Consider the following 13,153-nt stretch of genomic DNA (forward strand, 5'->3'; position numbering starts at 1 on the left):
AAGAAGTATCCTATTTCATTATTTCTTGTGAACATTTGATATTTTAAGTTAGACGCCAATCCGAAGATCGGCGCTGCACTTGCATCAAATGCCCACACTTATCGACTGTTAATTGTTAAAGAACTGTATTCGGTGCTGCTTTCGCGCTATCGACAAAGCGTTGTGTTTGTCAGCTGCGAAGAAGGAAGAGTATGAAGCGTTTCGGCTATTTCGTCAACCTTCTTTTTTCACCCTGCTTCACTCGGCATTTGCATGCGTCGTTCAGCGAGGGGGCGAATTATAGCCAAGGCCCGCGCGCCCCGCAAGGGCTATTTTTCCGCCGGCACATTCCCCGCCCAGCCAGCCTGCATTTCACTTCAAGCGCCGTTTTGTGCAGCCTGTCGCAATTGGCTGGCGCAAGATGATGGCTTTAGGCACAGTGGCAACATCAGACTCTGACACGGCACAACAACAGGTTAAACTTGTCCGCCGCGTCGATTAACTCTCGTATCTTGTATTTGAAAGCGCCCACATGCTCCCGATTTCCAACCTGCCGCAACTGTTGAAAACCATCCTCGCCTGGTTGCAACGGGGATTCGACGCGACCACGACGTGGGTTACGCAACTATCTTGGTGGAAATTCTTTCTGTTTGCGGCGCTGGCCCTGATCGCCGGCTCGATTTTGCAGGATGAACTGTTCTCTTCCAGCCCGAATGAAGAGGTCGTCATCAAGTCGCACAAACGGGCCAGCAAAGGCACGGGAGAAACCAATATCCTGATCGACGATACGGGCATTCATTTTAATCCCCGTAATAGCAAGAATCGGCGCAGCAGTTCCGCAGATGCGTCCAGCGAGCCAGCCGATGCCGCCGAGGCGGACGAGCATGCAAACACCGTGCCGCCTGAACCACCAGAACCGCCGGCCGCTCCTGCCAAGCCCAACTATCCCGTCACGACCAATGCATCGGGTGAAGAGGTCCACATCGAACTGCCGCCACAAATCGGTGAAGAGTTGTCGAATGCGATCGAAGAAGCGGTGGATGATGCGGCAGAGCAAAAAGTGTCGCGCTATCACCAGCAAGCGTCCACCTGGTTCAAGAGTTTTGTCTCGCTGCTGGTATTGGCCTTGTTTGCCATGAAGGCCCTGGTCGGCGGCAAGAAGCGCGCCGAAGCGGAAACGGTCACGGCGAACGAAGCGGCCGAGCGCGAATCCATGCAGCGCCAGCTCAGCGAAGCGAAGATGCAGATGATGCAGGCGCAAGTCGAGCCGCACTTCCTGTTCAATACGCTGGCCTCCGTTGAGCACCTGATCCAGGTCGACCCACCGCGCGCCGCCAAGATGCAGCGCAGCCTGATCCAGTATCTGCGTGCCGTGCTGCCGCAAATGCGCGACAACGCCCTGATTACCAACCTGGGCCGTGAAGCGGACATGGTGCAAGCCTACTTGAACCTGCTCAAAATGCGCATGGAAGAACGCCTGACCGTCGATTTCCAGATTCCCGACGGCCTGCGCAGCGCCGCCTTCCCGCCCATGATGCTGCAATCGATGGTGGAAAATGCCATCAAGCACGGCCTGGAAGTCAAACCGGAAGGCGGCACCTTGCGCATCGTGGCCGAAGTGGCGCACAGCAAGCTGCGCGTGACAGTCACCGACGACGGCCTGGGCTTTGGCGTGGTGCCCAGCGATGGCACGGGGCTGGGCTTGCCCACCATCCGCGAACGCCTGAAACTGCTGCATGGCGACCAGGGCAGCCTGACCATTACGCCAAATCAACCGTCCGGCGTGTGCGCGGTGATCGAAGTGCCATATCAATTGTCCAAATAAGACAGAGTAGTTGATAAAAACGCTAAATCATTGAATAATCAATCTCCGCCTGTTCACACTTGAGACCTATGCCTACCGCTATTATTGCCGACGACGAAAGACTGATGCGCGACCAGCTGCGCTTGCGCCTGGGCCAGGCCTGGCCCCAACTGGAAATCATCGGCGAAGCCAAGAATGGCGACGAAGCAATCGAACTGGTCGAGCAACTCAAGCCCGATTTTGCCTTCCTCGATATCCGCATGCCGGGCAAGACGGGCATGGAAGCGGCGCAGGCCATCGGCGGCAAGACGCACATCGTCTTCGTGACGGCCTACGACACCCACGCCGTCGAGGCCTTCGAACGGGGCGCCGTCGATTATGTGCTCAAGCCGCCCGAGCACGAACGCCTGCTGGTGACGGTGGAGCGCCTGAAAACCCATCTGAACAAGCCGGCGCTGGACGTCAACAGCAGCGTCACGGCCATGCTGTCGCAGCTGGCGGAAAAAATCACGGCCAAGCCCACCTACCTGCAATGGATACAGGCCAGCATTGGCCAGGATTTGCGCATGATTCCCGTGGAAGAAATCCTGTTCTTCCGTTCCGACGAAAAATATACCTGCGTGCAGACGGCCAAGTACGAGGCACTGATCCGCAAGCCCGTGCGCGACCTGGCGGAAGAACTCGATCCTTCGCTGTTCTGGCAAATCCACCGCGCCACGCTCGTCAATGTCAATGCCATCGAAGGCGTGACGCGCGACATCCGCGGACGCCACCTGGTGCTGATCAAAGGCAAGTCCGACAAGCTGGAAGTGAGCCGCAGCTTCTTGCATCTGTTCAAGCAAATGTAAGTCCCACGGCCAAGTCGCCCCTTCGCCGCCCGGCCTTTGCCGGTGCGGCGCCTTGATCTTTCCCCTCCCCCCTCCTGCGCCACATCAAGCTGCGCCGCGCCAGCAGGCATAGGCTGGATAAAGTCCTGTCCGTCATCGCCACGCTACGTGCCTGCGTCAATCCGTTCGCTAGGAGATCACCAAGCCTGACCGAGGCAGCTCCACACTGCTGCGCATGCTGCCCCTGGGCATGGCAGCGGCACTCTTGCTATGCCTGTTTCCCCCGCTGAAAGCCAGCCGGCAGCGCCAGGCGCGGGGACAGGCCATCATCGACAGCGCCAGCGACGCCATCATCAGCATCGACAGCCGGCAAATCATCCTGCATGCGAACGCGGCGGCAGCCCGGCTGTTCGGCGACACGCCAGCCGGCATGCGCGGCATGCGCCTGGGCCAGTACATCCTGCGCGACTTGCGCAGCCTGGGCAAGCACGATGGCGACCCGCCATTTGACGACATCAGCCAGGAACTGCGCCTGACGGGCCGGCGCGCCACCGACTACACCTTGACGGGCCGGCGCAGCGATGGCGCCATGTTTCCGCTCGAAGGGTCGCTCTCGGCCATGCAGGAAGACGGCCGCAGCGTATTCACCATCATCGTGCGCGACATCAGCGCGCGCAAGCAGGTGCATGAACAGCTGGCCCGCTCGTTTTCGCAACTGCGCGAATTATCGAGCGCGCTGCAAACCATCCGCGAAGAAGAACGCAAGCATATCGCGCGCGAACTGCATGACGACCTGGGCCAATTGCTGGCCACCTTGCGCGTCGACCTGACTCTCGTGCGCCAGCACGCGGACACAACCTTGCCATTGCAGGCGCTGCTGTACGGCATGGATAGCCTGCTGGTGACGGCGATTACCTCGCTGCGCCGCATCGCCAGCAATCTGCGTCCGCGCGCGCTCGATGAAGGGGGCCTGTATTTCGCGCTGCAAAAACTGCGCCACGACTTCCTGCAGCGCCGCGCCGTGCAGTTTGACTTGCTGGCCGACGAGGCCGACCTCGTGCTCGACGACGCGCGCAGCACGGCCATCTACCGCATCGTGCAAGAGGCGCTGACGAATATCGCGCGCCACGCCGAGGCCAGCCATATCACCATCGCCCTGCACCGCATCGATTCCTCGCTGGCCATCACGATCCAGGATGACGGCCGCGGCATCGCCGAACGCGACCTGGAAAAAGCCACGGCCCTGGGATTGCTGGGCATGCGCGAGCGGGTCTGGGGGCTGAATGGCAGCATTCATATCGGCGCCGACAGCGAGCTGGGCGGAACACGCATCGAGATTTCCCTGCCCATGCATGCCGAGGCCGCGGAACCGGCCATGCAATAAAAAAGGCGCCCGCAGGCGCCTTCCTATCTTGGCAAAAGACGGCTTTGCTTAGAACTTGTGGGTCATGCCCAGCTGGTACATCGATTTTTCGCTGAACTGGTCGCGGCCACCGTAGACGTACACGGCGGTACGCTTCGACAGCGGATAGTCGTAGCCCAGGCCATAGGCCTTGGCCGTTTCCTTGCCGCTCACGGTGTTGCTGTCCTGCTTCTGTTTCACGTAGCTGACCTTGATGGCGCCACCGCCGATGTCATATGCCAGACCCAGCAGGTAGCTCTTGAATTCGCCGGTAACGGCGGCATCGGTATCTGCTTTCGAGTAATCGAAGGTCACTTTGGCTGGGCCGAATTTGTAGCCGCCGCCGACGATCCACAGTTTTGGCTCGGCCGCTGCGTTGGCAACGGACTGTACTTTCTTCTGGTAGCCGGCGTGCGCGCTGGCGGGACCCTGGTCGTACGTGGCAACCACGCTGAAGCCAGAATCCGCATCCTTGATTTCGCTGGCGACGTATTGGCCACTGATCACGAAGCCGCTGAACGATGGGCTGTTGTAGGTCACGGCATTGCTGACACGCGACGCGCCGACCACCGATGCGCTTGGAATGGCTTGCGGGCCATTTGGCGACTGGCCGCCGCGCATGACTGGCTCATTGATCTTGCCGATCACGCCGTAGGTGTTGAACGGGTCAACGCGCGCCAGGGTGCCGTCGATCAGGTCCTTGGTACGGCCCAGGTAGACGGTACCAAAATCGCCGGTCAGGCCAACCCATGCCTGGCGGTCGAACAGGGTGTTGGCGGTCGCTTGCGCGCCGGTGTCGGCCTTGAATTCGCTTTCCAGGTTGAAAATGGCTTTCAAGCCGTTACCCAGATCTTCCGTCCCCTTGAAACCAATGCGCGATGCCTGATTTTCACGTTCCAGCAACGCACCGCCGGTGGTCTTGGCAATGCCCAGATCGACCACGCCGTAGACGGTGACGTTCGATTGTGCTTGTGCCGTAGCCGCTGCGAAGGCGCCGATGATCAATGCTGCCAGAGTAATTTTTTTCACTTGAGATTCTCTACATTAGGTTGGACAAGATGTGCTGCTGCCGGGTTAGCTGCTTAGCTGCTGAACCGAATCATGCCAACGAAATACTTCAACAATATGACATCGACAAGATGTTGTTTTTTGGAACAACACCTTGTCAGATAAAAACAACAGACGAAAAAAAACCGCCCGCAGGCGGTTCTTCTTGCCGCACCGCCGCTTACTTCAGGCGGCAGCTCAGCAGCCAGTAGTATTCCAGGCGCTTCATGCGGATTTCACGGGCCGAGTGGGCAAACTTCTTGCGCAGGTGGCTATCCGATGGGAAATTCTTCAGCACTTCATAGCGCTCTCCCCCCTCGGTCGTGCGGAACTGGTGGGTATTGCCTTCCAGGTCAGTGCGCGCGATCACCGTGCTGCTGCCATCGACATAGGAATTGTCGATCAGCACCAGCAGGATGTCCTTGCCCAGCTTCGTGCGCAACTGCTTCAGGTATTTGTCCTGGTCTTCGCGCTTCACGTGCGACCACCAGAAGCCGGCGAACACGGCCGTGAACTTGCCCAGCAAATCATCGGGCAGCTTAAAAGCGTCGAGCTTGGCGAACGCGACGTTGTCCGGCAAGCCGCGGGCCTGGGCCAGCGCCAGCATTTCATCGTTGATATCGGTGGCCAGCACGGACTCGGCCGTCTCGGCGATCACTTCCGTCCAATAACCGGTGCCGCAAGCCAGCTCCAGCACGGTGTGGCCTTCCAGCGCGTCGGCGACCTTGTCGCGCAATACTTCCAGGTCTTCCTGGCGTTCGGGCTTGTCATAGACGCGCTCGTACTGCTGCGCGATGGTGGCGTAATATTTGGCAAGCTGATCGGTAATCATTGTTTCTTCTCTTCTTAAATATGCTGGACCGGGCACCTCGCCCGGCCGTGTTCCTGCGTTGTTATAGTTCGTAGTGCTCTTTCTCACCGCTCATCGCCTGCTCGATGAGCTTGCGATTCAGGGTCGGCGTCAGCAACTCGATAAAGGTATAAATATAGCTGCGTAAATAGGCGCCCTGCTTGACGGCCACGCGCGACACATTCATGCCGAACAAGTGGCCGACAGGGATGGCGCGCAAGCCTTTGTCGCGCTCGGCATCGAAGGCCATACCCGCTATGATACCAATCCCCATGCCCAACTCGACATAAGTCTTGATCACGTCCGCATCGATGGCCTCCAGCAGGATGTCCGGTTTCAGGCCCCGCAGCACGAAAGCGTGGTCGATTTTATTGCGTCCGGCAAACGCGCTGTCATAGGTAATCAGGGGGAAAGCGGCGATCTCCTCCAGGGTGACGGATTTCGACTTGAGCAGCGGATGCTCGGCCGGCACCACCACCACGTGTTCCCACTGATAGCACGGCAAGGTGATCAGGCCATCGATGGCGGCGATCGACTCCGTGGCGATCGCCAGGTCGGCCTGGTCGCGCTGCACCATTTCGGCGATCTGGCGCGGATTGCCTTGCAATAAAGACAAGCGCACTTTCGGAAACTTCAGCATGAAGGCCTGCACCACCTTGGGCAAGGTGTAGCGCGCCTGCGTATGCGTGGTGGCAATGGTAAAGCTGCCGCTGTCCTGCGCCGCGAACTCCTTGCCGATGCGCTTCATGCTGTCGATTTCCTGCATGATCAGCTCGACGGACTCCAGCACCAGGCGGCCCGGCTCCGTCAAGCCGCGGATGCGTTTGCCGTGGCGTGTGAAAATATCCACGCCCAGCTCCTCTTCCAGCTCGATAATGGCTTTCGACACGCCCGGTTGCGACGTAAACAAGGCTTTGGCGGCGTCCGTCAGGTTGTAATTCTGCCGGACCGCTTCGCGCACGAAGCGCAGTTGATGGAGATTCATTGCTGGTTTGCCCTAGATTGCCGTGATTTGCCGGTTTCCGCCCTACCCATGATTTTGCGTTCATGCATATACGCATATCGCATATAAGCAAATGCGTACTTAGTAGTTTGGATTAAACGCTAAGTTTATTACTATTGCGGGTACTTTGGGGGTGCAAGCATGACTTTGTCTTATATAGTCTCAGGATTTGCCGTAGGATTACTCGTAGGAATGACCGGCGTGGGCGGCGGTTCGCTGATGACGCCGCTGTTAACCCTGCTCTTTGGCGTGCCGCCTTCCGTGGCCGTGGGCACCGACCTGGCCTTCGCCTCGATCACCAAGAGCGCGGGCACGCTGACGCACCGCCTGCGCGGCACCATCCGCTGGGATATCGTCAAGCGCCTGTGCATGGGCGCCCTGCCCGCCGCCGTCGTCTCGACCCTGGCGCTCAAATCATTCGGCACCCTGTCGCCGGAAATCGGCCAGATCATCCGCTACTCCATCGCCGGCTCCGTGCTGCTGACGGTGGTGGCGCTGATCTTCAAGGGCCGCATGCTGGCATGGATCAATGCCCATCCCGAGAAACAATTACAAGGTAATAAGCTTGCCGCTGCGACCATTATTTCCGGCGCCGTGCTGGGCGTGCTGGTGACGGTGTCGTCGATCGGCGCCGGCGCCATCGGCGCGACCCTGCTGGTGATGCTGTATCCACGCATGAGCTCTGCCGAAGTGGCGGGCACCGACATCGCCTACGCCGTGCCCCTGACGGCCATCGCCGCGCTGGGCCACTGGTGGCTCGGCTCCATCCACTGGGAATTGCTGGCCTCGCTGCTGGTCGGCTCCCTGCCTGGCATCACGCTTGGCTCCTGGGTGGCCCGCTCCGTGCCGGAAAGGTTTTTAAGAGTGCTGCTGGCGATGACCTTGACCGGCGTGGCAGTAAAGCTAATCTATTAAGTGTCAAACACAGTATCAGGCACACCATCCCAGGCAATCTTCCAGTACCCCGGATTTTTTAGGAATTGATATGTACCATTACGATCAGTACGACCACCTCATCATCAAAGAGCGCATCGCCCAGTACCGAGACCAGGTTGCGCGGCGTATCGCCAATGAACTGACGGAAGAGGAATTCATTCCGCTGCGCCTGCAAAACGGCCTGTACATGCAGCGCCACGCCTATATGCTGCGCATCGCCGTGCCCTACGGCTTGCTGTCGTCGAAGCAGATGCGCATGTTCGCGCACATCGCGCGCAAGTACGACCGCGGCTATGGCCACTTCACCACGCGCCAGAACATCCAGTTCAACTGGATCGAGCTGGAACAAACGCCCGATATCCTGACGGACCTGGCCTCCGTGGAAATGCACGCGATCCAGACATCGGGCAACTGTATCCGTAATACAACATCGGACCCGTACGCCGGCGTCGCCGCCGATGAAATCATCGATCCGCGCCCGTACGCGGAAGTGCTGCGCCAGTGGAGCACCTTCCATCCCGAGTTCATCGCCCTGCCGCGCAAGTTCAAGGTCGCCATCAATGGCGCCGAGGAAGACCGCGCCGCCATCGCCGTGCATGACATCGGTTTGACGGCCGTGCGCAACGCAGCGGGCGAAGTGGGCTTCAAGGTGATGGCCGGCGGCGGCATGGGCCGCACGCCCATCCTGGGCAGCGTCGTGCGCGAATTCCTGCCGTGGCAGCACTTGCTGACGTACATCCAGGCCATCATGCGCGTGTACAACCTGCACGGCCGCCGCGACAACAAATACAAGGCGCGCATCAAGATCCTGCTGAAAGCCATCGGCGTGGAAGAATTCACGCGCCAGGTGGAAGCGGAATGGGTGGACTTGAAGGACGGCCCGGAAACCCTGACGACCGAGGAAATGCAGCGCGTGGCGGACTTCTTCAATCCGCCCGCGTACGCCACGTTGCCAGCGTTCGATTACCAGGCCGAACATGCGGACAACAAGGCCTATGTCAACTGGCTGGCGCGCAACGTCAAGCCGCACCAGCGCCCTGGCTACGTGGCCGTGGTGCTGTCCTTGAAGAAAACGGGCGTGCCGCCAGGCGACGCGACGGCCGAACAGATCGACTTCGTGGCCGATCTCGCCGACCGCTACAGCTTTGGCGAATTGCGCGTGACGCATGAGCAAAACCTGGTGCTGGCCGACGTGGAACAGACGAAACTGTTCAAACTGTGGCAGGAAGCCAAGGCGCATGGCCTGGCCACGCCGAACATCGGCTTGCTGACCGACATGATCTGCTGCCCGGGCGGCGATTTCTGCTCGCTGGCCAACGCCAAGTCCTTGCCGATCGCCGCCGCCATCGCGGAACGCTTCGACAGCATCGACTTCCAGCACGACATCGGCGAGATCGAGCTGAATATTTCCGGCTGCATCAATGCCTGCGGCCACCATCACGTGGGCAGCATCGGCATCCTCGGCGTCGACAAGGATGGCAGCGAATGGTATCAAGTGTCGATCGGCGGCGCGCAGGGCAACAACGCGGCCATCGGCAAGATCATCGGACCGTCGTTCTCTTCCCTGCAGATGCCTGAAGTCATCGGCCGCCTGCTGCACGTCTACGTGCGCGAACGCCATGAAGGCGAGCGCTTCGTCGATACGGCCCAGCGCCTGGGCCTGGCGCCGTTCAAGGAACACGTATATGCAACGCCGATCACGGTCGGCAACCTGGTGGGAGAAGACGAATATGTTTGAAGTACGCGAAGAAATCATCAAGAACGCCGCCGTGGTGCCGAATACCTGGGGCTTGCTGCGCCTCGATGAGACCGACACGCCGGAAACGGTGGCCGTGCCTGAAGGCAAGGTCATCGTCCCCTTGCTCGTGTGGCAAGCCCAGCGCGCGACCCTGGCGGCCCGCCTGCCCGACATCGGCGTGTGGCTGGCCAGCGACGAGCGTCCGGAAGAACTGGCCGCCGACGTGGCGCAACTGCCTGTCATCGCCGTGGATTTCCCGAAGTTCACGGATGGGCGCGGTTATTCCATCGCCTTCAACCTGCGCGCCCGCCTCGGTTTTCGCGGCGAATTGCGCGCCATCGGCGACGTGCTGCGCGACCAATTGTTCTCGATGCACCGCGTCGGCTTCGATGCGTATGCGACGCGCCCGGACCGCAGCATCCATGACGCCCTGAAAGGCTTGTCCGTGTTCTCGGAAACCTACCAGGCGTCGTGGGACCAGAAAACCCCGCTGTTCCGCCGCCACCACCGCGAAGGCCAGAATCCTGACCTCGACAACGCGGCCGGCATCTGAGGGGCAATCATGAGCGATCTGACTTCTTTGATTCACGCCACCGAGCAAACGCTGACACGCATCGCCGCGGACTTTTCGCCGGCCGTGTTCGCCTCTAGCCTGGCAGCCGAAGACATGGTGCTGACCGACATGATTCTCAAGGCGAAGCTGCCCATCGGCATCTTTTCCCTGGAAACGGGCCGCTTGCACCAGGAAACCCTGGCCGTGCTCGACAAGGTGAAAACCCGTTACGGCCACGACATCACCCTGTACCGCCCGCAGCCGGAAGCGGTGGCCGCCTACGTGGAACAGCATGGCTTGAACGCGTTTTATGACAGCGTCGAGATGCGCCGCGAATGCTGCCGCATCCGCAAGGTCGAGCCGCTGGGCCGCGCCCTGGCCGGCAACAAGGCCTGGGTCACGGGCCAGCGCCGCGCCCAGTCCACCACGCGCGCCGAACTGCACGTGCAGGAAGAGGACGCGGCGCACGCCATGACGAAATTCAATCCGCTGGCCGACTGGTCGGAAGAAGACGTGTGGGCCTACATCCGCGCCAACGACGTGCCCTACAATGCATTGCACGACCAGGGTTATCCGTCCATCGGCTGCGAGCCGTGCACGCGCGCCGTGCAGCCGGGCGAAGACGTACGGGCCGGACGCTGGTGGTGGGAAAACCCGGATTCCAAGGAATGCGGCCTGCACATGGTGGACGGCAAACTCATACGCATCAAATCCGTGGCAGCCTGAACAGGCTCAACAGAACAAGAAAGCATCTACTAATATGAGCAATATTTTGAACCAGCGTCACCTCGACAGCCTTGAGTCGGAAGCCATCCACATCATGCGCGAAGTGGCGGCCGAATCGGCCAATCCCGCCCTGCTGTTCTCGGGCGGCAAGGATTCCGTCGTGCTGCTGCGCCTGGCCGAAAAAGCCTTCCGTCCAGGCAAGTTTCCATTCCCCCTCGTGCACATCGACACGGGCCACAACTTCCCGGAAGTCATCACTTTCCGCGACAAGAAAGTGGCACAGCTGGGCGAACGCCTGATCGTCGGCTCCGTGGAAGAGTCGATCAAACGGGGCACGGTGCGCCTGCGCAACCCGGCCACGGATTCGCGCAATGCGGCGCAAGCCGTGACCTTGCTGGAGACCATCGCCGAACACGGTTTTGACGCCTGCATCGGCGGCGCCCGCCGCGATGAAGAGAAGGCCCGCGCCAAGGAACGCATCTTCTCGTTCCGCGACGAATTCGGCGCCTGGGACCCGAAAGCCCAGCGTCCGGAACTGTGGGACCTGTATAACACGCGCGTGCATCCCGGTGAAAACATGCGCGTCTTCCCCATCTCCAACTGGACCGAACTGGACGTGTGGCAATACATCGCCCGCGAGCAGCTGGAATTGCCGCCGATCTACTTCGCCCACGAGCGCCAGGTGATCCCGCGCAACGGCTTGCTGGTGCCATTGACGGACCTGACGCCGCCGCGCGAAGGCGAGACGGTGGAAACGCAAGTCGTGCGCTTCCGCACGGTGGGCGACATCTCGTGCACCTGCCCCGTGTCCTCAAGCGCGGACACGGTGGACGCCATCATCGCCGAGACGGCAATCACGCAAATCACGGAACGCGGCGCCACCCGCATGGATGACCAGACTTCCGAAGCCTCGATGGAAAAACGCAAGAAAGCAGGGTATTTCTAATGAACGCAGCAATCCAGAACACCTCTTTGACCGACAGCCTGGAGCGCGGCATGCTGCGCTTCATCACGGCCGGTTCCGTCGATGATGGCAAGAGCACCCTGATCGGCCGCTTGCTGTTCGACAGCAAGGGCATCTTCGCCGACCAGCTCGACGCCATGTCGCGCTCCAAGCACAAGCGCACGGTGGGCGACACGGTCGACCTGTCGCTGCTGACGGACGGCCTGGAAGCGGAACGCGAGCAAGGCATCACCATCGACGTGGCCTACCGTTACTTCGCCACGCCGAAACGCAAATTCATCATCGCCGACACGCCGGGCCACGAGCAGTACACGCGCAACATGGTCACGGGGGCGTCCACGGCCGACGCCGTCATCATCCTGATCGACGTGTCGAAGGTCAAACTGGGCGACGACGGCAGCGTGGAACTGCTGATCCAGACCAAGCGCCACTCGACCATCGCGCATTTGCTGCAGATCGAGCACGTGGTCGTGGCCGTCAACAAGATGGACCTGGTCGACTACGATGAGACGGTGTACAACCGCATCGTCGCCGCCTACCGCGAATTCGCCCAGTCGCTGGGGCTGAAGGACATCACGCCGATCCCGCTGTCGGCCTTGACGGGCGACAACGTCGTCGAACGCGGCGACAAGCTGGGCTGGTACACGGGCCCGACCCTGATCGAGCTGCTGGAATCCTTGTCCGTCTACGACGAATCGCACGACGCGCCGTTCCGCTTCCCCGTGCAGCTAGTGGCGCGCCACAACGGCCACGAAGCGAACGACTTCCGCGGCTACATGGGCCGCATCGAGGCGGGCAAGGTCAGCATCGGCGACACCCTGGTGGTGCAGCCGTCGGGCCAGACGGCGACAGTGAAAGATATCGTCACGCTGGACGGCTCGCTGCCGACGGCCGTGGTGGGCCAGTCCGTGACCCTGCTGCTGAACGAATACCTCGATATCTCGCGCGGCGACCTGCTGGCCAGCAGCGAGCGTCCCGCCACCCTGCTGAAACAGGTGGTGGCCGATGTGTGCTGGCTGTCGGAAGACGCGCTGGACCTGCGCCGCAAGTACTGGATCAAGCATGGCACGCGCCAGACGGCGGCCAAGGTGACGGCGATCGACTCCATCCTCGACATCAACACGCAGCAGCGCCATCCGGCGGAAGGACTGAAGCTGAACGACATCGCCCGCATCAGCCTGAACGTGCAGCAGCCGCTGGCGGCCGATGCGTATGCCGATATCCGCGCCACCGGTGCGTTTATCCTGATCGATGAAGTCACCCACCAGACCGTCGCGGCGGGCATGATTCGGCTGTAAGCCGCGTTGCGACTGAGGAAGGCAAG

Annotated in this window: 12 protein-coding genes; 9 read left to right on the top strand and 3 right to left on the bottom strand. The window is 60.6% G+C overall.

What is annotated here, in order from left to right; genetic code table 11:
- Positions 1-511 precede the first annotated feature (511 nt).
- From BM193_RS06900 to BM193_RS06910, 3 genes are all read left to right on the top strand, one after another.
- Positions 512-1,804, top strand: a complete 1,293-nt coding sequence (locus tag BM193_RS06900; RefSeq protein ID WP_092798531.1) for a sensor histidine kinase — start codon at positions 512-514, stop codon at positions 1,802-1,804.
- A 68-nt stretch (positions 1,805-1,872) separates the two neighbouring features.
- Positions 1,873-2,631 carry a LytR/AlgR family response regulator transcription factor gene (locus BM193_RS06905; RefSeq protein WP_092798530.1) on the top strand — a complete coding sequence of 253 codons (759 nt, stop codon included), beginning with the start codon at positions 1,873-1,875 and terminating at the stop codon, positions 2,629-2,631.
- 229 nt (positions 2,632-2,860) lie between these two features.
- Positions 2,861-3,994 carry a PAS domain-containing sensor histidine kinase gene (locus tag BM193_RS06910; protein ID WP_254785921.1) on the top strand — a complete coding sequence of 378 codons (1,134 nt, stop codon included), beginning with the start codon at positions 2,861-2,863 and terminating at the stop codon, positions 3,992-3,994.
- A gap of 48 nt (positions 3,995-4,042) precedes the next feature.
- Here BM193_RS06910 and BM193_RS06915 read toward each other — a convergent pair whose 3' ends face one another.
- The 3 genes from BM193_RS06915 to BM193_RS06925 all read right to left on the bottom strand — a co-directional run bounded on the left by BM193_RS06915 (position 4,043) and on the right by BM193_RS06925 (position 6,894).
- Positions 4,043-5,041: a porin gene (locus BM193_RS06915; protein WP_092798528.1), complete on the bottom strand. Its 999-nt coding sequence runs from the start codon at positions 5,039-5,041 to the stop codon at positions 4,043-4,045.
- Between the two features lie 199 nt (positions 5,042-5,240).
- Positions 5,241-5,891 carry a class I SAM-dependent methyltransferase gene (locus BM193_RS06920; protein ID WP_092798527.1) on the bottom strand — a complete coding sequence of 217 codons (651 nt, stop codon included), beginning with the start codon at positions 5,889-5,891 and terminating at the stop codon, positions 5,241-5,243.
- A gap of 61 nt (positions 5,892-5,952) precedes the next feature.
- Positions 5,953-6,894, bottom strand: coding sequence for a CysB family HTH-type transcriptional regulator (locus BM193_RS06925; RefSeq protein WP_092798526.1), 942 nt, complete (start codon positions 6,892-6,894; stop codon positions 5,953-5,955).
- 159 nt (positions 6,895-7,053) lie between these two features.
- Here BM193_RS06925 and BM193_RS06930 point away from each other — a divergent pair, with 159 nt between their 5' ends.
- The 6 genes from BM193_RS06930 (at position 7,054) to BM193_RS06955 (ending at position 13,127) form a co-directional block, all read left to right on the top strand.
- Entirely contained in the window at positions 7,054-7,827 is a 774-nt protein-coding gene (locus BM193_RS06930; RefSeq protein ID WP_092798525.1) for a sulfite exporter TauE/SafE family protein, read from the top strand.
- A gap of 70 nt (positions 7,828-7,897) precedes the next feature.
- Positions 7,898-9,586: a nitrite/sulfite reductase gene (locus BM193_RS06935; protein WP_092798524.1), complete on the top strand. Its 1,689-nt coding sequence runs from the start codon at positions 7,898-7,900 to the stop codon at positions 9,584-9,586.
- Complete coding sequence (locus BM193_RS06940) at positions 9,579-10,139, top strand: DUF934 domain-containing protein (protein ID WP_092798523.1); 561 nt, start codon at positions 9,579-9,581, stop codon at positions 10,137-10,139. The genes BM193_RS06935 and BM193_RS06940 overlap by 8 nt, the downstream gene beginning before the upstream one ends.
- A gap of 9 nt (positions 10,140-10,148) precedes the next feature.
- Positions 10,149-10,865 (top strand): phosphoadenylyl-sulfate reductase, encoded by a 717-nt coding sequence (locus BM193_RS06945; protein WP_092798522.1) that lies wholly within the window; start codon positions 10,149-10,151, stop codon positions 10,863-10,865.
- A gap of 34 nt (positions 10,866-10,899) precedes the next feature.
- The gene (gene cysD, locus BM193_RS06950) at positions 10,900-11,811 is read left to right on the top strand and encodes a sulfate adenylyltransferase subunit CysD (RefSeq protein ID WP_092798521.1); all 912 of its coding nucleotides are present in this window, start codon (positions 10,900-10,902) and stop codon (positions 11,809-11,811) included.
- A complete protein-coding gene (locus BM193_RS06955) occupies positions 11,811-13,127 on the top strand; it encodes a sulfate adenylyltransferase subunit 1 (protein WP_092798520.1) in 1,317 nt (438 codons plus the stop codon). The genes cysD and BM193_RS06955 overlap by 1 nt, the downstream gene beginning before the upstream one ends.
- Positions 13,128-13,153 lie beyond the last annotated feature (26 nt).

The sequence above is a fragment of the Janthinobacterium sp. 344 genome, assembly GCF_900112025.1.
Classification (GTDB): domain Bacteria; phylum Pseudomonadota; class Gammaproteobacteria; order Burkholderiales; family Burkholderiaceae_D; genus Janthinobacterium.

Bases quoted from the DNA above. Each gene is read 5' to 3' on its own strand.
- BM193_RS06900 (WP_092798531.1), top strand. From the start codon at position 512: ATGCTCCCGATTTCCAACCTGCCGCAACTGTTGAAAACCATCCTCGCC.
- BM193_RS06905 (WP_092798530.1), top strand. From the start codon at position 1,873: ATGCCTACCGCTATTATTGCCGACGACGAAAGACTGATGCGCGACCAG.
- BM193_RS06910 (WP_254785921.1), top strand. From the start codon at position 2,861: ATGGCAGCGGCACTCTTGCTATGCCTGTTTCCCCCGCTGAAAGCCAGC.
- BM193_RS06920 (WP_092798527.1), bottom strand. From the start codon at position 5,891: ATGATTACCGATCAGCTTGCCAAATATTACGCCACCATCGCGCAGCAG.
- BM193_RS06925 (WP_092798526.1), bottom strand. From the start codon at position 6,894: ATGAATCTCCATCAACTGCGCTTCGTGCGCGAAGCGGTCCGGCAGAAT.
- BM193_RS06930 (WP_092798525.1), top strand. From the start codon at position 7,054: ATGACTTTGTCTTATATAGTCTCAGGATTTGCCGTAGGATTACTCGTA.
- BM193_RS06935 (WP_092798524.1), top strand. From the start codon at position 7,898: ATGTACCATTACGATCAGTACGACCACCTCATCATCAAAGAGCGCATC.
- BM193_RS06940 (WP_092798523.1), top strand. From the start codon at position 9,579: ATGTTTGAAGTACGCGAAGAAATCATCAAGAACGCCGCCGTGGTGCCG.
- BM193_RS06945 (WP_092798522.1), top strand. From the start codon at position 10,149: ATGAGCGATCTGACTTCTTTGATTCACGCCACCGAGCAAACGCTGACA.
- cysD (WP_092798521.1), top strand. From the start codon at position 10,900: ATGAGCAATATTTTGAACCAGCGTCACCTCGACAGCCTTGAGTCGGAA.
- BM193_RS06955 (WP_092798520.1), top strand. From the start codon at position 11,811: ATGAACGCAGCAATCCAGAACACCTCTTTGACCGACAGCCTGGAGCGC.